The sequence below is a fragment of the Enterococcus sp. 3G6_DIV0642 genome, from assembly GCF_002140635.1.
GTDB classification, from domain to species: domain Bacteria; phylum Bacillota; class Bacilli; order Lactobacillales; family Enterococcaceae; genus Enterococcus_D; species Enterococcus_D casseliflavus.
The window spans coordinates 230,020-250,531 of sequence record NZ_NGLH01000001.1 but is presented as its reverse complement, the minus strand read 5'-3'; the positions used below and the strand labels follow the sequence as shown (position 1 = coordinate 250,531).

Below are 20,512 nucleotides of genomic sequence, written 5' to 3'. Positions count from 1 at the left end.
AAATAAACCTTCCTCTTCTTAAGTGATATATTGCTTTTTATTCAAAGCTGATACTTTGGTGATAATTTGCTGAAATGCGGATTGCCTCAATGACTTCCATCAGACGCAAAATCTCTGTTGGTTTAACGATCAGTTCCGCTTGACCTTGAGTATAGGCATAATAGTTATCGAAAAACATACGATGATTGACACGCACTTCCGGCAGCGCTTCAGTAATGATCCGCCCTTCTGGTGCCGGTCCAAAACTGCGGGTCGGTCCCGCATGAGTCATGGTTATTTTCCCAGGGACATTGCTCAGCAGTTCCGATGTCCGAGTAATCTCTCCTCTTGGGTAAAAGCCGTCGATCTTGGCACTTCCTTCATTCCCTCCCAAAAACCAGTGACGCTCAAACCAGTTTTCCGAGCTGTTTAAGAAGTAAGTCCCCAATTCGATCTGGGCATTGACGCCATTCTCAAAATAAAGCTGGATGTTAAAATAATCGTCCACCTGTTCATTGATCACATTCCTTACGTCGGCATAGATCGTCTTCAATTTGGCTGGCATCATCCACAAAATCTGATCAATAAGATGAACACCCCAGTCATAAAGCATGCCGCCTCCCATTTCAGGATAGATGTGCCAGTCATGCATGTTGCCGTTAAACCCATATAAGGCGCTTTTGACAGTATACGGTGTCCCCAACAATCCTTGGTCAAAGATTTCTTTGGCTACCCGATAATCATGATCCCAGCGTCTTTGCTGATGAACCGTGAAGCGAACCTTTTCTTTTTCCGCAACAGCGATCATTTCTTTTACTTCTTTGGCATTCATGGCGAGCGGTTTTTCACAAATAATATCTTTTTTCGCTCGTGCTGCTTTCAATACCATCTCCAAATGCAGTTGATTCGGAACTGCAATAATTACCGTATCAATGGCAGGCTCTGCCAACAATGCATCAGCTTCGGTAAAAGCTTTGATCTGCTGAGGCAGCTCTTTGAATCGGTCTGGATCAATGTCGCAGACTGCCAGCAGCTGAGCATAATCCAGTTGTGCGATGGTATCAGCATGGGTCTGACCCATAAAACCATATCCGATAATGCCGATGTTTAATTGTTTCCTCATTTTCTTTCCCTCCGATCAAAATAATCCCAGTGCTCAATAAATTGCGTGTCGGACATTCGATATAAGTCAACGACATTGCTTTTCACTCGACCCTGTTCATCGACACTGCATAAAAATACGGCTGCGTATTCGCCATCAATCAAAATCGTATCGATTACTAAGTGAAAAAATTCTTGCGACTGAAATTTTGCCTTAAAGGCTTCAATGAATCCTTTTCTTCCTTGGGGAACTCCAGGATTATGCTGGCGATAATTATTTGCGATGTACTCCTCTGCTAGCGCCAGCTTTTGCTGATTAAAAAAGCCTTCATAAAACGCATAGATCTGTTCCTTAGTCAGTGTCATCACAGACCCTCCCGTTCTAATTCTTTAATCTGCTAATAGGTTTTTCACCATTTGGAGCTGACGTTTGGTGAAGGTGGTTCCGCCGCAATACAGTTCATCCTCATATTCACAGATTAAATAGCCAGAGAAGTCAGACTCTTTGACCACTGTTAAAATTTCTTTGTAGGGGATACTTGGTTCGACCAAATCTTCTCCTAGATAGTGGAATTTCCCGTGGAGTTCAAAACTATAAGGCAAGATTTCTTTCAATTCCGCTAGAAGTGTCGGCAATTCCGAGGCTGGTTTAAATTGCACAAACCCATACATGCCTTGTAGCGCAGATTGAATCGCTGGATGGGCCCCACTTTCATTCAAACGAGTGCGGGCTTCTTCTAATGGAATACCTTGATAACGAAAGGAAGCGGCCTGTTCAAGATGTTCTTCGCTAACCCCTGCTTCCAGCGCTTTGAGCCAATGGGCTTTATTCGGCGCTACCGCAAAACAACCAAAATCAGGAATAAAGCCTAAATGCTGCGATCCGGTTTTTTTGATTACTTTCAAGTATTCTTGAATCCGCGGTGATAAGGGAGTCTCTGGATTGTGGATCTCAATTCCAACACGAATATCGTATAGCTCAGCATACGGCGCCAACCGTTCGAAGGCTTGCGGCGACAACATCACTTGAGCGCGCATAACCTTGCATCCTAATTGATGGGCCGTTTTTAAATCGATGATCGCATCCGCCAGCATTTCATCATCCGTCAAATTACGATCGTGCATCAGCCCTTTATCATTATTTGCGCCATACCCCACTGGTCCGATGCCGTAAGCGGCTTTTAACGATTGGACCAGTCCTAAGAACTCTTGGCTGACATTTGGGTAGTTGGGCAGCATTTGGGTGCCGACGATTTCATAGCCTGAGGCTCCTGCCAGCGCTGCTTGTCGGACACACTCAGCAAAATCATATTCATGTCGGGCGTATTCAGTCCCATAGCAAAAGAGGGTTGCACCCAGTTTGATTTCACTCATTCTTCTCACCTTCCAGCGTAATCGTTATCGTCTCCCCTGAATCCAGAGGCATAAATGTATGGCCAGGTCCTATCTGCATGTAAGGGATACGAAGCATCAACTTCAAGCCAATCTCATGCTGTCCAGACAGTCCGTTTGGCAGTAACAAATGAAGCTGTGCCAAATCATCTTGACGCCAAAATTCTGTCACAGCATATTTTAGTTTGTACAAAGGCATTTCTTTGCCATTCAATTCAAAAGTCACTGCTTCATCAGGGATTTTTTTCCCGTCGATTAAAACTTCCAGGCTGTCAATATCTGAAAGATAATGGCCTCGATAATAGGCAAGTTGAAGGGCAAACGTCAGACCTTGTCTTTTGCCATGAATATAAATAGGCTTGAAGGACTCTCTTTTTATAATCTGCGGAGCCAATTTCATGCGCATAGCAAACATCTTTTCCCCTCCTTCTTATCCAACAAAATTTCTTAGATATTTAGTGCTTAGTGCCACTGATTTTTTGACATCTTCATAACTTTTTTCAAAAGCTTTGTCTTCAATTTCAATACAGCTATACCCATCAAACCCGATATCAGTGAGTGCTGAAACATATCGGCCCCAATCCACATCGCCTAGTCCTGGCAATTTCGGACGCATAAACGCTAACGGTTCTGCCATTACACCTACATCTTGCAACTTTTCTGGGTAGAGTTTTATGTCTTTGTAATGGACATGGAAAATCTTTTCTTTAAACTCATAGAGCGGAGCGATATAATCAATCTGCTGCCAAACAAAGTGTGACGGATCGTAATTCAACCCTAACATTGGACTATCCAAGCGTTTGAAAACTTCTCGCCAGATTTTTGGTGTGGTCATCAAGTTTTGCCCGCCAGGCCATTCATCTTCTGAAAAGAGCATTGGACAATTCTCAATGGCAATTTTGACACCTTTCTTTTCGGCATAATCTAAAAGAGGTCGCCAGACAAGAACCATCTCTTCTAAATTTTCTGCTACTGATTTAGTCTGCATCCTGCCGATAAACGTTGTGACTAAATTGATCTTCATTAGAGCAGCCGCATCGATCAAACGATACAAATGTTCGATCACAGCCTTTCTCTTTTGCCGATCTTCATCCAGCGGATTCGGATAATAGGCGAGTGCTGAAATCGTGATCGTTTTACTGGCAGCATAAGCCAGTGCTTCAGCTGCCAGCTCTTCCGTCAGATTTTCTATATCAAGATGGGCAACGCCGGCATACCTGCGTGAAGCTTTTTCCTTTGGCCAGCAAGCAACTTCTACACACTCCAAACCGTTTGCTGCGGCAATATCGATCATTTCTTTAAAATCACTTTGATCAAAAATAGCACTTACAATCCCTAACTTCATTTTTTCACCTCAACTTCTTTCTATACCCAAATTATAAAACGCTTTCTTGTTGACAGCTTCCCGATTTTTGTGCTAGTAAAACCTTATTTTTGTTTTCTTTTCTTTAGATAAATAAAAAAAGACAAAAACAATCAGATGGTTTTTGTCTTTTTATAAGGTAGTTGATTATTGTCGCTTTCTAATGTTGATTTCATAAAACTCATTGGTCTCCAAATGCTTCTGAATCACAATGCGGTTATTGGTGACCTCGATCTCATCAAGTGTTTGCAGATGGGTACTTTTTGCCTCCAAATACTTGATGTCTGACCCCCGAAGCTCGCGGATGAAATTCAGTTTGGCCCACTGAGTGAATAAATCGCCATGCGCTGCTAAGCAGGAAAATACTCGCAGTTCATAACGTCCATTGGGAATGTTTGTCAATACGAGTTCTTCCTCATGATCAGATGCTTCAAAAAACTGTTCGATCTCTGTTAGTTTTAAATGCGATTCATCTTTAAGAAAGTAAAGATTGTTCGGATGAACATAATAGTGCCCCAATATAAAATACTCATTTTCTTCCGAAGCGCAGACCAAGTGTCGGTCATCTTTGGTTTGAAAATAGGTACCACGAAGCTGATCGAAAAACTTCATCGCATGCATTGCCGGCTTTAATAAACCATTTTTAGTGACTAAGCCGTTACCACCAGTCAATAAGCCATGATAGTGGGTATTTTTTTGAGCCAAATCTGTGGAGAGCCAATACCCCAGTCCATCTACTTGATCAAAAATATCAATCAGACTTTTCACAATGAAGGTCCCTTTGTATAAGGTGTCATTCAATCGATTGCTTCGTGAAACTGTGCTGCTCCATTCAGAAATATAAATTGGTCGTTTAAGATCGCTTTTCTTTAAGCGCTGGACTTGGTTCTTCAAGAAATCTGGATCAGTCACACGCTGATAGTTACGCTTTTCCCGTACTAAGCGATTTGAATACGGAAACAAAGCGAAGGAATAAAAATCGAAGCAGCAATCTGCAAGACAGCCGTTGAGTAATTCTTCTATTTTGAGGTCATTCGTCACAATAAACGTGCCGCCGCCAATCGCAGTCTCCGGTAGCAATGTTTTGCAGATCGACGATGTAAGTTGATAAAATGTTCGATAGCGTTTGGCTGATTCAACATCCTCCGGCGCACTGGCAACAATTTCAATTTTCCATTGCGACACCGCTTGAGAGCCGTACCGATTGAGGAGATGCAGGCAAAAATCATGAATCAAATTTCGCCATTTTTCTCTAGGATACTCGCTTTCTTTGAATCCTCGACTGATCTTATTAATAGTAATCCATGGCGTTAATCCTAAAATAACAAGGGAATCAATGATTTCATCAATCGTGTCATAACGACTCAAGGATTCGCCCAAAAGTTCTGGTGTCAATAGTGCCCAGATTCTGCCATATTTAAACTTCAAGTTTTGCTGGATGGCAGATAGTTGCTGACGCAGTTTGCTATTCAAAACAAATTTTGCTTCCCCAACATTTAAAATGTTCGCCCAACTCGTTTTGATGGGCTCTCTATTTTCTCCGCTAATTTCATACTGACGAAAGGTTTGGTTTGAAATCACTGGTCGTTGCTGTTGCTTTTTATAGCGGCTAAAAGTGTCCTTGATTTCTTCACTGACTAAAACAGCAGGCGCTTTTTCTTTCACACGGTAATTTTTCCGATAAACCGATGGCGATGTATTGTATCGTTCCTTAAACTTTTTATTGAAGCCGTTGACACTGAAAAAACCATTATCGATTGCGATCTGCGTGATTGGTTTCTCGGTCTCCAGCAAATCACGAACGGCATGCTGCATCCGAACATTGCTCAAATAATCTTTGAAATTGATTCCGAGATTTTTTTTGAAAAATTTAGAAAAATAAGCGACATCCATATGAACCAAAGTTGCCATCTGGCTTAGTGACAAATTGTCGTAATACTGTTCTTTGATTACCCGAGTTATTTTTTGGATGCGCTGGTCTTCCTCAAACGACTCGATTGTCTTCTCTAAAAACAAACTGCTTAGTTCATTCAGCAAGTGATAAATTTTACTGATATGTAAGAAGTTTGTTTTGTCATTTTCAAAAAGCAGCAGATCAATGATGCTGATGATTGATTGGCGGATCGATTGATAGTTTCTATTCGGTTGCTCAATCGAATTGCAGTAAAAGCCTTCTCTTTCAACTTCTAATGCCTGAGATAGCAGAAACTGTGAGATCGAAAAGTGAAAAAGCAGGCTTCCTTCTTCCGCAAGTAGTTTATAGCTCTCCTGCTTGTTGATCACAATGATATCATCTTTTTTCATCACGCTTTTTTTGCCGTCGACCACTAATTCGGCCTTCCCCTGCAACAAAAAAAGCAAATCCGTGGTTCGAATCTCCTGATAATACAGCTGTGCATCCGCAAGCAAACGAATATCACTCTGACTATCCAAATAATGTATGATCTTACTCATCAATGTGCCTCCCCTTGACAAACATCATTATTTTTTTGAATCTGCTTATTTTAGATACTATCACAAGAAATATGAGTTAAATAGCGCTTTCATTGTTTTTTCTTTTACATTACTTACTAAACGGAATACAGATACACTGTTTTCACGTGAAACAAAAAAACCTAACCAACCAGCAGGATCGCTGTTTGATTAGGAAATGGGTACTGCTTTATTGTTCGTTCAACCATGTGCGCGAGTGTTCAACTTCTTCATACGTTAACTGATGACTCGGGGTCCAAATGGTTGAGAGGACTGCGCCCCGCGAGGTGAAGATTTCTTGGACGTAAGCACTGTCGGCTAGGGAAACGATTGGGTCGTTTCTGCCAAAACTCATAAACACATGAGTGTCAGGCAAGGAATTCGTCGGTAAATTCTCGACTGGATACATGGCGTGGTAGAGGATCGCTTTTTTAAAGTGGTCACTATCATTTAGTAATAAGCGAATGGCAATGTTGGCGCCATTGGAATAACCCACCAGTACCACTTGCGCTAACGAAAAGTTGTATTCTTTGGCGGCTTGCCGAATGAAATCGGCTAATTCGTCGCCGCGAAGTGCTAAGTCGGCTTCATCATATACCCCTTCAGCTAGGCGTTTGAAGTAACGAGGCATGCCGTTTCCTATGACATTGCCGCGAATACCTAATAGTGACGCTTGGGGCTCAAGGGCTTTGCCTACTTCCAGCAGCGACTGTTCGTCGCCACCGGTGCCGTGGAGCAGCACCAAAACTGGTGCGTCAGCTGCTCCTTGTTGGTAGATTGCTTTCATCGAAGTTCCTCCTTTAACTTGGTCGTTTGATATCGAAAATCTCCCCAATCGTTGCGTAAGAATTTCCCGCTAGCCGGCTGACTGCTTGTAAGGCACGGGGATCGATCTTGCCGTCTTGATAGACATCCTCTGCAATCTGGTAGCCGACGACTTCCAACAATAAGAGATCGGCAGTGGTCTGCTGGTCTTTTTTGATGGGTACGTGCTGATGCAGAATCGTTTCTAAGCGTACACTAGCTTCGTTCAAGCCAGGAACGGCAATCGTTTTCGATATCGTTGTGGTAAACCCAGAAACCGTCAACTCGCTTTGGTCTGCGGGCAATAATGCCGCGGTTTTATTGGCCTCTTGGACATTTGTTTGATCCAAAATATGCACGACGGCTTCTTTCGTCGCCAACAGATTGCGGGCGGTGTCTTTCAGTTCCCCCTCTTTGCGCTGGATAGCCAACGAGAGGATCACAGGTTCTGAGCTGACGATGTTAAAAAAACTAAATGGGGCGATGTTGACGATACCATCGGCTGATTGCGTACTGACCACTGCCACTGGCCGTGGAATGATGGAGCCAATCAGTAGCTTATAATTTTCTCGTTGGGTCAAATCCTTGGGATCTAAATAGTGCATACAGCGTCTCCTTTTTTCTAAACCGATAAGTCTGGCAAGCGATCCTCGATCTCTGCACGGCGGCTTTCAAATTGGGCTGGCAGCATCAACTGCTGTCCTAACGTTTCTAATGGTTCATCAACGAAAAAGCCTGGGGTTTCTGTTGCGATCTCAAAGACGATGTTGCCCCGCTCTTGGAAATAGACGGCTTTGAAATAGTTGCGGTCCTTGATTTCAGTGACTCCGTATCTTTGATCGTACAAGTACTCTTGCCACTCTTTTTGCACTGCTTCCGTTGGCACAGACCACGCGATGTGATGGACGGTGCCGACACCCCAGCGCCCTGCTGGCAGTGCTTCATGGGGCACGACGATCTCATGAGCGAGGGTGCCTGCGGTATGAAGATGGGTGCTTTTCTCTGTTTTGTTAAAAATGTTTAGTCCTAGATCATCTGCCAACGTTTGAATGGTCGCTTCTGGTTGTGCCGAAAGCAAGACGGCCCCATGAAAGCCTACAATCGCTGGTGTTTCCGCCGATTCTTCGGCTTCGACTAACGCCAAAGACAGGTCATGCTGATCATGAAGTTCTAAAGTTGGCCGGTCAAACAATGTACTTTCTTGGACAGTTACTTGATGTTTCGCCAAATGTTCTTGCCAATAGGCACTGCTACCTTTAGGAATACGAAAGGCGATCGTGCCGACTTGTCCGCTTCCTACTCGTCCAGGATGGGCATTTGCCCAAGGGAAGAAAGTGATGATGGTCCCATTTTCTAACGCTTGATTGCTGTAATAAAGATGATACGTGTAGGGATCATCAAAATTGACGGTTTGTTTGACGAGGCGCAACCCCAACACGTCACGGTAAAAGGCAACGTTCGTTTGCGGATCGCCTACGATGGCTGAAATATGGTGGATCTGTTGAATGGGTTGCATACTATGTGCCTCCTTAGGCGCGTTTTGTATTGAAGGGTTTGATGACTCCTTCGATGTATTCACGGCGATTTTCTAAAAATGGTGCCAATGATAAGGATTCACCCAATGTTTCATATGGCTCATCCCCCATAAACCCTGGTTCATCTGTCGCTAGTTCAAAAAGAATATGGCCGATGCGCACATACAACGATTCAAAATAGTAACGATCGACATAGCCAGAGTTGGCCAATCCCAAGTTATCAAAGACTTCTTGCCAGACTGCTAACGAATCGTGATGGGCTAAGCGAAAAGCCACATGATGCACTTCGCCGTCCCCTTGTTGTGCTTGTGGGCTCGTGGTGTCTTCCACTAAAACGATTTGGGCGCCATTGCCGCCTTCACCGACTTCTAGCAAATAGCGATTGTCTACTTGATCAATGGTTTTGAAATCAAAAACGGATTCCAGCAGCCCTTTGAAATCTGCCAAGTAAGATACAGACATTTCGACAGGACCTAAGCCATAAATCGCAAACTCAGTAGGAACGGGTCCTTTTTTCCAAGGGATACCAGCTTTCACGCCAGTATTGTGTTCATCAGAGATCAGTTGATAGGCTTGCGTATCAAAATCCCAAAAGTGCAACACTTTTTTCCCAAATTCGGTGGTGATTGCCTCGTGTTTTACCTCAAATTCATCAAAGCGTGCGGCATAATAATCAAGGGCTGCATCACTGGGTACTCGAAAACTGGTGCGGGTGATCGAATTGGTTCCTTTGCTACCACGAGCGGTATTGGGAAAATCAAAGAACGTCATGGTTGTTCCCGGTGTCCCCAAATCATCCGCAAAGTAAGTATGGTACGTATAGATGTCATCTTGATTGACTGTTTTTTTCACTAAACGCATCCCTAACACATCTGTAAAGAAATGGTAATTCCGTTCCACATCACTTGTCATAGCCGTCACATGGTGTACCCCTAATAATTGGTCTTGTTTTCTCATTTTCTTTTCCTCATTTCTGATCGTAAGTTATTTTTCGTAAAATTGTTTTTAATTGTTGCAATTCTTCACTGCTAAGTTCGGAAAAACTCGCCGCAATCTTTTGTGCATGACTGGGAAAAATTTTCTCCATCAACGCCCTGCCTGCTTCCGTAATACTGACGTATGTTACCCGTTGATCTTCTTGGCTAGGTTCCCGTTGCACGCAGCCTTTTTTGACTAATTGATCGACCACGTAGGTTGTGGAGCTGCTGGCGATCAAGATTTTTTCCTTGATGGCTTGCGTCGTATGGGTGCCTTTATGGTAAAGCAATTCCAGTACGGAAAACTCTGTAATATTTAAGCCATAACAACGAACATCTTTTTTTGCCACTTGTTCCAAACGACTCGCCGTACGCAGCAAACCGATGTACGCTTTGAGCGCTTCTTCTTGATGCGCCATTTTCCTCACCTCTTTATTTCGAATTCGAGATAATCATAACTTACTTTTTGTAAGTTGTAAAAAGATATGCTTTGGTTGTTTAAGAAAATCATTCAATGCTTATTTTTGTAGAGATAAAGAACACTTAGACACTAACGACGGTCCCGCCTTTTCTCTATGAACCCGCCAAATCTAAGAAAAAAAAGCGGAACTTATGAAAGGTTCCATAAGTTCCGCTAAATATATATTTTAATGAAAAGGATTCGATCCATTCCATGTACCGATCAATGAAGCGCTGATTCCGACGCATACTTGTCCTTTTTAGATCATTGTGGTCGGCTGCACCTGCTTTTCCAAAGCCAGCAGCCACTTTTTGCGTTCGACACCGCCGCCATAGCCGCCGATGCTGCCATCGCTATTGATGACGCGGTGGCATGGAACGATCAACGCCACTTGGTTTTTTCCGTTTGCATTGGCAACAGCTCGGGTAGCTTTTTCATTGCCGATTCGCTGTGCCAATTGTTTGTAGGAGTATGTTTCTCCAATCTTCATCGCCAACAGCTGCTGCCAGACGGCTTTCTGAAAATCAGAGCCGATCAATGCGATGGGTACCGTGAAGGCAGTTCGATTCCCTGCAAAATATTCCGTCAGTTCTTGCTTGAGTTGCTGAATGATTGCTGTTTGCTGGGGAATGATCACTGCATTCAAGCGGCTTCTCAAAACAGCAATCTCCGTTTCTAGCCCTCTGCGATCCACGAATTCTAACAAGTAAAGCTGCTGCTGGTCGCTGATTGCCAGCATCGATCCCAGCTTAGTCTCAAGCCAAGCAGAAGAAAGAATCTTTTTTTCACGGCTGTTGGAAGGCAATTCCCCCATAATCCGAGAAAACGCATCTCGAAAGCCGTTGCCAGAATCGAAACCGGCTTCTAATTGCGCTTGGATCAGCGGTTCTCCTTCACGAATCTGCTTAAACGCTAATCCTAAGCGGCGTGCACGGGAGTATTCGATAAAGGTCATGCCAAAATATTTTTTGAATTGTCGGCGTGCGGTATTGGGATGGATCGCTAGTTCTTCAAAATCTTTGTCGGTCCACTTTTTCTCTGGGTTACTCTCCACGGCTTCCACCAGGCTTTTCACGTCAGGGGATAAGTGGCTAGGCGAGCTGAGTGGGCGACATCGTTTGCAGGGACGATACGCCGCCAGCAGCGCTTCTTGTGCCGTCTGAAAAAACTCGCAATTTTTTTTGAGCGGTTTTTTCGCTGGGCAGGTGGGACGGCAAAAGACGCCGGTGGTTTTTACCCCAACGTAAAAAATCCCTTCATATTGCGAATTTTTTTCAATCAGCATGTCGTAATAGTGGTCCCGTTGTCGGCTATCTTCAATCATCTTGCGCATCCCCCCCTCTTTTCTACACTTACAAAAATACTTCGTGCTTGTACAAACATATGACCAACCATTGCAACAGCCTGCATTGGCAGTTCGAAAATTTGCCCACATCCTTCTGATGACATACAATCACCCTTTCCTCTGAATGACCTTAGTGTACAAAGAATGGTCTTGGCACATCCCATAAAAATTAACACCAATTTTTTAAAAAGGATCGAAGGCAGTTGCCCTCCGATCCTTTTGATTTCCAGTTTACCTATTTTTCAGCAAATATTAAAGCGGCACCTACAGGAACCTAGACCGTCGCCTTCTGCTTGACTTGCAGGGCACTTTTTTTCCGCAAGACTCGCTCCAAACGGGGGCGATTGTAGCGTTGGATCATGATGAATGGGCAGTTAGCCAATAACGCATAGACGATCATCACCCAGCCCGCCCACGCAGGATTCCAGAGGAAAAAGAACGGTGCTGGAACCATCAGCAGCCAATGGGTCAGCTCTGCTCGGCGTGTCTCGATGACGAATTTTTCCAGATAGTCCTTTTGCTGTTGAGCCAAGCGGGATTTGTCAAAGCCTTTTTTGGCAATCACAGTGCCGTCGGGCAATTTGTCTTTCCACTGACGAATACGAAACACCTCCGACCAGATCCTACCGCCTTTTTCAAAGGCAAAAGAACGGAACCAGTTGGCATGACGTTCAAAAAAGGCATCACTGACTTTGCGCAAGCCAAAGGAGATGCCTAGATGAAACAGCAGCCAAGCCAAGCTGTCTGTAATGAGCAAGAGCAGTGGAGATAAGGTGATCAGCGGCATGTGCATCGCCTCCTATAAATTGATTTTGCGTCCTTTCCAGGTCACGGATTTCAACAAATGGGTTTGGATCCACGACCAACCAAATAAGCCTAGGAAAAAAAGCAAGTAACATGGGAAAAAAAGCAGCAGGATTCGGTTGAAGTTGCCGACACGGCGGGCAAAGCACAGAGTTTGTCCAAAATAAGCAGCATAAAAAAGCAGTCCTAGCCAAAGCGGTTCCATCAGAAATGGTGCCGCCAGTACCCCAATGCCGCCGCTGATCCACAAGATGACGCCCGCCATAATCAAAGGGTGAGTGGATTGCGAAGCAGTGGCAAAGTCCTTCGTCCAGCCTTGAACAAGTTGACGAACACCAGCTGGATACATCCGAAAGGCCACCAAGTCTTTTCCACCATACAAGGCGATCGGCAAGCGTTTTTTCTTAAAGCGTCTCGCTAATGCTAGATCATCTAAGATTCCTTGTGGCATGTCCTGATGTCCATTGGCTTGAAGGTACGCAGTTTTGCTGCATAAAATACACGGACCAAAGGCGCCGCCAGCTGAGAGTTTTTCGCCTACGATAGAAAAGCGGTTCAACCCGACAGGTAAGACGACATTAAAGACGGCAGACAGTTGTTCATACAGGCGCTTCGTTTGATGATAGGGCTGCACCGAGAGCAGTCCTTGTCCCGATCGCTCCTCATACGCAGCGAAAAGACGCTCTAAGCCATCTTCTGCTAGAAAGAAGGTATCGGCATCCAAAAATAATAGATACTTGCCCACCGCTTGTGAGGCGCCTAACCAACAAGCCGCCGCTTTCCCAGCAGAATCAGCAGTGGTTTGCAAGACCGTCGCACCGAAGCCCTTGGCACAGGCGATCGTCTCATCTTCCGATCCGTCATCAACCACCAAAATCTCCACAGGATGAAGGGTTTGCTGCTGCAAGGACGCCAACAATTGCGGCAAATTTTCTGCTTCATTGCGGGCGGGGATGATGATCGACAGTTCTCCCCTCTCCGTCAAGTCTTTGGATGCGGCTGTCTCCTTGCGGGTGGGTATCGTCGGCAGGCGGAAAAAAATCAGCCAGCCTGCTAGCCAAGCAGCGCAAATACCAGCGAGCAGCAGGTACACAGTCATCATCCTTTCTTGTCTTAGTGTTCTCTTTTGGTGATCATCTCACTGACTTGCTGGCCACTGAGGGTCACCATCGGCATGCCGGCACCTGGATTGACCGTACCGCCAACGAAGTATAGATTGTCGTAGCGTTCGCTGTGTTTCGGGTGTTTAAAGCCATGATTTTTCTTGCGATTAGAGACCGTGCCGTAGATGGCGCCACGATGTGACAAATAATTCTTTTGGATGTCTTCGGGTGTCCAGCGGTCTTCATACACGATGTGCTTACGTAGATCCGTTAAACCCATGTTTTCCAGCTTGATCAAGATCCGTTCACGAAAAGCATCGTATTCCGCTTCCGTAAAGGGCTTATCCTGCAAATAAGGGATATGAGGCAAGATTTTGATGTTCTCATGCCCTGCCACTGTTTGCGAAGGATCGGTTTTGTTGGCATTGACCAAATAGATCGTTGGGTCTTCTGGCAGCTGATGCTGATGGAAATTTTGATCAAAGTTTTCTTTTGAGGCATTTGAAAAGAAAAAGTTGTGATGGGCCAATTGCGGATAGGAGGTTTTGACCCCTAAGTGCAAGACAAAACCAGAACTTGCTGGTTCAAATTTTTCTTCCAGTTTTTGAGTAAAGGTCGGTGCTTCTTCTAACAGCTCTTCATAGGCCGGGATCACTTCCATGTTGGAAACAAAATAGTCGGCTTCGATCAGCGTACCATCATCCAAACGAGCGGCACGGATCTGTTCCTGTTCAACGATCAATTTTTCCACTTTGTGTCCCGTGTGGAAGGTCACACCGATCTCTTTTGCTAAGCGAACGATGCCTTCGGCTAAACGATGCATCCCGCCTGGCACGTACCAGACACCTTGGGCATGCTGCATATAGATCATCATGTTCAAGACGGCTGGAGCGTCATAAGGAGATGAGCCGACATACTTGATAAAATAGCTCAGCATGTCTTGCAGCTGCGGATTGCTGACACGTTTTTGAATGGCATCATGCATCGAAGAGAAATAATCAAAGCCTTTCAGCGCTTTGATCACGCCATGATACTTCAAGATTTCTTTCGTGGTATCTAAGCCTTTCTCAAAATAGCCTTTTTCTGTGATTGCATAAATCTTTTGCGCATAGTCCAAAAAGTCTTGGTACTCTGCCATGTCTTTTTCCGACAAGTGCGGGTTTTCCTTTGCCATACGTGCAAGATCGCCATAGAGATCGATCTTGGTTCCATCAGGAAAAAAGGAGCGCCATTCCAATGGCAATCGGCGAATCGCAACATAATCTGCCATATTGCGATTGCTGCCAGTAAATAATTTTTCGAAAATCTGCGGCATCGTCAAAATCGAAGGACCTAAGTCAAAGCCGAAGCCGTTTGTTTCCAGTCGGTTCAACTTGCCGCCTAAGTGTTGATTTTTTTCATATAATGATACATCAAAGCCATTTTGGGCTAATGAGACCGCCGCTGATAGACCACCAAGTCCGCCGCCGATCACTACAACTGTTTTTTTCTCTTTCATTGAATTGCTCCTCGTTTGCTTTAATGAACGACCCTATTTAGCCAAACCTTCTCGTCAAAACTGACGGTTGCGTCTCACTGCAACTGCGTGTCTTGGCACTGTTTTGGCATTGGCAGCTTGAATCAAAGGATCGTTTTTCTAGATAATTCTATAGTATCACACCTTTGAAAAAATGACGGGGATGAGCCTATCGGTCAACTGATGCTGTTTTTTTCTCAACCATGATTTAAGCAAATGAAAAAACAACCCGCTGGCAAAGAATGGAAACCCAGCAATCTCGCTCATTTAAGAAATATTCTTTTTATAACAATAATTACCAGAATATTTAAACATTTTTGACGTTAATACCAGCGAAAAACAAATCTTCGTATGGTTACGAAAAAACGCGTTTGAGCCGATTTGGAATATCCTGTACATTGGATGTAGCGAAAGTCCTTCCCCCAATCATAAAAAAAACAAAAGGGCCTTCTCAATAAGACATTGCTTAACAGTGACTCTTTTTGATAATGACACGTATTGTCGCCTTTTCCTAACACTTATAAGGAGTATTGATATGAACTTAAAAACGATCCAATCAGCCGAAGAATATTTAAACTTTTTTGACGAAGAATTTATCCACTCGCCCTGTTCTTATACACACCCAAAAATCTTTAATTTTTATCTCTCTTTGCGCCAACGATTCTTAGCGATCTATGAACAAGACGAGGGTACTTTTTTCGAAAAAATGTCGTTGCTATTAGATATCGACGCACAACTGCAAATACTAAAAGAACTTTATGTTTTAAAAATTTCTTCTCTAAACGAGTATACGGAAGAAGAAATCATTCAGCTGACGGTCAAAGACAAAACCTGTTTCTATCGGGAATTGACCGGTCTTCAGCTAAACCAAAAGGCGCCTTGGAGTTTGATTTACTTAAGTGAAGCCCAATGATTCCGCCCAAATCGATCGATTGAATTGAAAACTGCTGGTTCCAAAGGCTTGCATCCGTACCTGATGCACTCCCCACTTCCCCTCCCCACACTCCTGCACAGCTGCGGAAAGTCAAGCCATTAAAAAAGAAAGCATCTTTCCTTACGTCTGTCTATGCAGTGAAGGAAAAATGCTTTCTTTTCATGTAAAAGGCCCTTTCTAGCAACTCTTTAGGTCAAAACATAATGGGAAACTAGAAGAGGTCTTTTAGGGCAAATTGGCGGGTGACGTTAGGATTGATCCGTTCAAGCAGCCGATTCCAGTCAGAAGAAGACGGGATCGTTTTGAAGACGATACATTCAACGATATCTCGAAATTCAGTCGCATGCTCGGCATAGTTCGTCACTAGCAGATCAATGGTATTTTGTTCTAAATACTGGGCATTGACTTCCCCTGAGTCAGGATAAAAGACTTGATGGGATCGGCTAAAATAGCGGTTAGACCAGCCTTCAATGTACTGAACGATATTGTTATTTCCTTCGAAGATAAAGGCGATATTTTTCCGGGGAAACCAATGACGTTCTCGAACAGATTCGATATAAATCACTAAGTTTGCACAAAAATCCGTCAGATACTCCTCAGAATAAAGGTTGTGGTACTCGCGACTATTTTCTAAAAACTCTCGGTAAGCAGCAAATTCCTTAGGAAAGGTTCTCTTAATAAACGCATTCACATCATAGATATTGCGATTGGCAGAAGTGGATAAGCACTCCTTCAATTTGGCAGAGGTAAAAAAAGATTCGATCAGAATCCGATCTTCTTTGGGCTTTTTCGACGATACCTTCAACATCTGATAAAAATCGTTGGTCAACGTGCGGATCTCTGTCCAATGATTATAAGAAAGACAAAACTTTTGTTCGACGATCACATTTTGCAGTTTTTTCTTTGTGATAATACTAACAAATAAGAAGATAAGTTCATCGTTCGTCAATCGATATTGAAAGTACTTTTCAATGACCCCATTGATTCGTTGAAAATGCATCAGCTGAATACTGTGTCGCAAGGCGTGGTACAATTCAGCGTTGATTTGCACAGTCTTACCTTGCATAAATCGCTCAAGCGAAATATAGAGCAGATACGTGTATTGTGAAAACGAAACGGTGTGGTAACTATTTTTGTCAAACATCCTGCCGATTTCCGTTACTGCCTGCTGGACCGCAGCTGGCGGAAATACAGTATGGGGGGTGCTGTCCGTTTCATAAAAAAAGGTACAGAAGAAATTGCGGATATCTGCTTCTTCCCCAACGATATTCACAGGATCTAATGCTAGCTGGAGATCAAAACGTGCCAGTTGTTCATGAATGCGCTGCAAGTACTTCGATAAGGTACTCTTGGATAAAAACAAGCAGTCCGCCCACTCATCGATCGTCTTTAACTCTCCAATAAAAATATTTTCCAATAAAATAAAGAGCGGTTCATTCGCTAAAAGCGAGGCTTTTTTCTTTTCATACTGTGAATAATCAAATAGTTCAAACGAATAGCCTTGATTGGTGGAAGTGATCAGGATCAGCCCACAGAAATACTCGTTGATCTGACTGATGTCTTTGCCAATCGTCCTCGTGGTACTAGTTGTTACTTCAGCCAATTGACTGGCACTACAAATTTCATTTTTTTCAAATTCACTTAGAATCTGCAGCCATCGGACGGTCGATTTGCTTGTGACAAAACTCAATTGAAAATTTTTCAAACATAAGCTCCTTACTAAAAAGTTTCTTTTTTGCGGCTAAATTACGCATGAAAGGCGCCTAAGCAGTCTCATTATATCGGTTTTCATCCTACATAAAAAATCGGTTTTTTCATAGCCTGATGAAAAAAAGCGTGGGTTCCAGACTACTGTTGTATAACAATTATTTTATCGGCTATTGAAAATAGTGCAAGGATTTCGCTTTTGCTTTCATTAGAGACCACCTAGAGCGGATACGCATCTTGCTTCATGTTTGAAAAAGCTACTGCGTGAAAAACCACCTATGTTTTCTTTATTTGTCTAAATGTGTCTGACATGATGTTTAAAAGCTGCTCATAGTGAGATTCTTGACTTGCTTTTTTCACCCGTACGTTAAAGTCTTGCTCAATAAATTGTTTGGGTATCAACTGATCCATTTCTATTTTTGAAAGCCGCTCGGTACACTCCGCTAACAGTTGGTAATCCTTTACGAGTGTTTCAGGTAATTTATATGTTTGTGTAAAAAAGGAATAACTCGCATTCTTTTGAATCGTTAGTGCCACCTGCTTTTGAATCAAATAGTGTAATTTTTCTAATTGCGTATCCGTGACGGATCGTTCACCGTTTCGTTCAAATAATTGACAGTAATAGTCTAAAAATTCACTATTAGCCATCACTGTTTCAAAATCCGTTTTATTTATTCTCATAAAATGTTCCCCTCTTTTTTTATTTTATGCATCACTGTGTAAAACATTCTTTTCGTTTAACAGAAAAAAAGAGCAGCTCATTTATCTCTTCTACTTTTTTATGGTTAATCATTTCTTGTTAGTTCTTTTCAACGATCAATACTGATTAGAAAAAAAGGAGTAGACTTATAATTGATGCACTTCCTGATTATTCGCTCCCCTACTTCGTTAGCAAGTTTTTATTCGTAGGGGTAATAACTGTAACGATTTTGCTTCTCCGCTCATCATCAATAGCATTCGAACCTACCATTTGTGCTGCTGGCTGACCGATCTGTTCACGCCAGTTTATGGGTTAGCAACTGTTACGGTTATGTGAAAATTATAAAGAATCTATGCACGATTTTTTTAAACATTTTTTCGGTTTTCATGAAAAAAAAATTAAAATCGTTGCTCCCAAAAAATTGCTGGAAAAAGACAAAAAAAGAAAGTATCCACGATACTCTCTTTTCGGCAATCCTTATTTTGTTAAAAAAGCGATTGGATCGACCAATTTCGCTTGGCTCAAGCTAGGCGATGCACTGACTTCAAAGTGCAGGTGTGCGCCTGTGCTATTGCCCGTACTACCCATGAGCGCAATCGTTTCTCCTTGTTTCACTTGTTGGCCCACCCTCACAAGGTTCTGTTGATTATGGGCATAGAGCGTCGTCATCCCGTCGTCATGAAGAATTGCTACATAATTCCCCCAAGAAGGATGAACCTCTGAACGGATGACCGTTCCAGATTGACTCGCCATGATGGGTGTCCCAAACGCTGCGGCAAAGTCAACACCTCGATGAAAGCTTCCCCAACGTGGACCAAAGGTAGAAGTGACAACGGCTTTTTCAACAGGAAAAAGATACGTCTCACTTGCGGTCACATCAGGTTTTTTCTGATCATAACGGGTCAACGCATAGGCTTCGATCAATGCGGTCAGCTTTTGATCATACGCGGTATCAGTGGCATACCGACCAGTCAAATAATGGGCAGCCTCTTGATAAGAAGCCGCTTCTGATTTCCATACACCTTTATAAAAATCAGACTGCTGCCCGACCCCTTCTTTCAACAAGCGAGCATAGTCCATCAATGACTCTTTGTAGCCAGTATATTGGCGGAAAGTTGCTGTGATTGCATAATGATTTCCCGAACCATCATCTTCTTGTGTCCGAAAAGCGACACCCTGTCCCTGATAGGTTCCTTTGATGCCAAAGAGATTGAAGTATGGCGCCTGACTCAGTCTGCTTTGCCCGCCACCTGATTCTAAAATAGCCTGGGCAATCATGACAGAAGCGTACAAATCATTTTTCAAGCCGATTTCTCGGGCATCTTCGCCGATTTCTTGGATAAAATCCCACACTTCTTTTACTGGTGTGACCGTCAAGCTCGTTTCGCTGCCTTGCTGCGGTGTCGGATCGGATTGACTTGGCCCGCTTGGAGCTTGGGTACTTGGTGGCATGATCGGTGACACAGCCGCCGGTGTTGCTTGACTTGCTTCACTGTTTGCTTCTGGTGTCGGTTTCGTTTCTACAGGTTTTGACGGTTTGGGCTTCTCTGGCTGCGTTTCAGGTTTGGGTGCTACAGGCTGTGTTGGTTCTTCTGGTTTGGGTGCTGGCGTTGGTTCTTCTGGCTGAGAAGGCTCTGGATTACTCGGTAGCCCTGGCTCTGGCTCTTGCTCTGGTTCTGGTTTCGGTGCTGGCTCTGGCGTCGGTTGGGGATTTGAAGTTGGTTCTTCGGTTTGCTCCGTATCCTCCGGCGCTGTCTCAGATCCTTCTGGAACACTTTCTACAGGTGCCGATCCTTGCTCAGAATCGGACACTTGTCCTTCCACTGCTGGAGCAGTTTCTTCGCTAGTCACTTCTGTGCTGCTACTGTCACTTGCTTGTGCAGCTGTTTCTGATGTTTGGGCAACGATCGTACTTTCCGATGCAACAACCGCAGCTGAAACTGGCACACTAGCTAAAAGTTGTCCGCAAACCAAAAGAAGCGCTACCCCTTTTTGCGAATGCTTCATAGGCGAAATCCTTTCTCTTCCTTTTTCCTCTTAACAACCTCTATTGAAAAAACATCTTGCCATCCAATTAGTAAATAAATATCAATTCTCTTTTATTATACTACGCTTCGTTTTTTCGACTCAAGCAAATGACTCCCTTGCTTGTCAAAGAGAACGAGTTGTTGGAAGAATGGGTCTACTGATAAAGGACCACGTTTTGCATCCAATTCGTTATCGAGTCTGGGTTGCAGCTTTTTCTTTCTGTTGCCTGAGATCCTCTGGCGTCATCAGAAAAAAACACAGTTGTTCAAATGGGCAACTGCCAGTTGAACAA

General features: G+C 43.6%; 19 protein-coding genes. 1 reads left to right on the top strand and 18 read right to left on the bottom strand.

Annotated features, from left to right (window positions below; all coding sequences use genetic code 11):
• Nucleotides 1-37: 37 nt before the first annotated feature.
• The 15 genes from A5878_RS01200 to A5878_RS01125 form a co-directional block, all read right to left on the bottom strand.
• Complete coding sequence (locus tag A5878_RS01200; protein WP_086294392.1) at nt 38-1,102, bottom strand: Gfo/Idh/MocA family protein; 1,065 nt, start codon at nt 1,100-1,102, stop codon at nt 38-40.
• On the bottom strand, nt 1,099-1,446 hold the full coding sequence (locus tag A5878_RS01195) for an ester cyclase (protein ID WP_086294391.1): 348 nt from the start codon (nt 1,444-1,446) through the stop codon (nt 1,099-1,101). The genes A5878_RS01200 and A5878_RS01195 overlap by 4 nt, the downstream gene beginning before the upstream one ends.
• Before the next feature lie 24 nt (nt 1,447-1,470).
• Nucleotides 1,471-2,454: a sugar phosphate isomerase/epimerase gene (locus A5878_RS01190; protein WP_086294390.1), complete on the bottom strand. Its 984-nt coding sequence runs from the start codon at nt 2,452-2,454 to the stop codon at nt 1,471-1,473.
• Nucleotides 2,447-2,887: a DUF6379 domain-containing protein gene (locus A5878_RS01185; protein WP_086294389.1), complete on the bottom strand. Its 441-nt coding sequence runs from the start codon at nt 2,885-2,887 to the stop codon at nt 2,447-2,449. Before A5878_RS01185 ends, A5878_RS01190 begins: the two co-directional genes overlap by 8 nt.
• 15 nt (nt 2,888-2,902) lie before the next feature.
• On the bottom strand, nt 2,903-3,817 hold the full coding sequence (locus A5878_RS01180) for a sugar phosphate isomerase/epimerase (protein ID WP_086294388.1): 915 nt from the start codon (nt 3,815-3,817) through the stop codon (nt 2,903-2,905).
• Between the two features lie 165 nt (nt 3,818-3,982).
• Nucleotides 3,983-6,289 carry a helix-turn-helix domain-containing protein gene (locus A5878_RS01175; protein ID WP_086294387.1) on the bottom strand — a complete coding sequence of 769 codons (2,307 nt, stop codon included), beginning with the start codon at nt 6,287-6,289 and terminating at the stop codon, nt 3,983-3,985.
• A gap of 208 nt (nt 6,290-6,497) precedes the next feature.
• Nucleotides 6,498-7,094: an alpha/beta hydrolase gene (locus A5878_RS01170; RefSeq protein WP_086294386.1), complete on the bottom strand. Its 597-nt coding sequence runs from the start codon at nt 7,092-7,094 to the stop codon at nt 6,498-6,500.
• Between the two features lie 13 nt (nt 7,095-7,107).
• Nucleotides 7,108-7,716, bottom strand: coding sequence for a flavin reductase family protein (locus A5878_RS01165; RefSeq protein ID WP_086294385.1), 609 nt, complete (start codon nt 7,714-7,716; stop codon nt 7,108-7,110).
• A gap of 17 nt (nt 7,717-7,733) precedes the next feature.
• Nucleotides 7,734-8,627 (bottom strand): VOC family protein, encoded by an 894-nt coding sequence (locus tag A5878_RS01160; RefSeq protein WP_005232639.1) that lies wholly within the window; start codon nt 8,625-8,627, stop codon nt 7,734-7,736.
• Between the two features lie 13 nt (nt 8,628-8,640).
• A complete protein-coding gene (locus tag A5878_RS01155) occupies nt 8,641-9,603 on the bottom strand; it encodes a ring-cleaving dioxygenase (RefSeq protein ID WP_010748594.1) in 963 nt (320 codons plus the stop codon).
• 10 nt (nt 9,604-9,613) lie between these two features.
• Nucleotides 9,614-10,042 carry a MarR family winged helix-turn-helix transcriptional regulator gene (locus tag A5878_RS01150; protein WP_010748593.1) on the bottom strand — a complete coding sequence of 143 codons (429 nt, stop codon included), beginning with the start codon at nt 10,040-10,042 and terminating at the stop codon, nt 9,614-9,616.
• 300 nt (nt 10,043-10,342) lie between these two features.
• On the bottom strand, nt 10,343-11,407 hold the full coding sequence (locus A5878_RS01145) for a bifunctional transcriptional activator/DNA repair enzyme AdaA (RefSeq protein ID WP_086295795.1): 1,065 nt from the start codon (nt 11,405-11,407) through the stop codon (nt 10,343-10,345).
• A gap of 295 nt (nt 11,408-11,702) precedes the next feature.
• Entirely contained in the window at nt 11,703-12,215 is a 513-nt protein-coding gene (locus A5878_RS01135; RefSeq protein WP_015508786.1) for a hypothetical protein, read from the bottom strand.
• Nucleotides 12,216-12,227: 12 nt separating this feature from the next.
• Complete coding sequence (locus tag A5878_RS01130; RefSeq protein WP_086294383.1) at nt 12,228-13,334, bottom strand: glycosyltransferase family 2 protein; 1,107 nt, start codon at nt 13,332-13,334, stop codon at nt 12,228-12,230.
• An 11-nt stretch (nt 13,335-13,345) separates the two neighbouring features.
• Complete coding sequence (locus tag A5878_RS01125) at nt 13,346-14,833, bottom strand: NAD(P)/FAD-dependent oxidoreductase (protein ID WP_010748589.1); 1,488 nt, start codon at nt 14,831-14,833, stop codon at nt 13,346-13,348.
• Between the two features lie 553 nt (nt 14,834-15,386).
• Between A5878_RS01125 and A5878_RS01115 the strand changes: the two genes are divergently transcribed.
• Nucleotides 15,387-15,764 (top strand): hypothetical protein, encoded by a 378-nt coding sequence (locus A5878_RS01115; protein WP_074536634.1) that lies wholly within the window; start codon nt 15,387-15,389, stop codon nt 15,762-15,764.
• A 232-nt stretch (nt 15,765-15,996) separates the two neighbouring features.
• Here the strand turns inward: A5878_RS01115 and A5878_RS01110 are convergent, their stop codons facing one another.
• The 3 genes from A5878_RS01110 to A5878_RS01100 form a co-directional block, all read right to left on the bottom strand.
• Complete coding sequence (locus A5878_RS01110) at nt 15,997-17,490, bottom strand: helix-turn-helix domain-containing protein (protein ID WP_074536633.1); 1,494 nt, start codon at nt 17,488-17,490, stop codon at nt 15,997-15,999.
• Between the two features lie 278 nt (nt 17,491-17,768).
• Nucleotides 17,769-18,173, bottom strand: a complete 405-nt coding sequence (locus A5878_RS01105; protein WP_086294382.1) for a hypothetical protein — start codon at nt 18,171-18,173, stop codon at nt 17,769-17,771.
• Nucleotides 18,174-18,669: 496 nt separating this feature from the next.
• Nucleotides 18,670-20,199 carry a peptidoglycan DD-metalloendopeptidase family protein gene (locus A5878_RS01100; RefSeq protein WP_086294381.1) on the bottom strand — a complete coding sequence of 510 codons (1,530 nt, stop codon included), beginning with the start codon at nt 20,197-20,199 and terminating at the stop codon, nt 18,670-18,672.
• Nucleotides 20,200-20,512 lie beyond the last annotated feature (313 nt).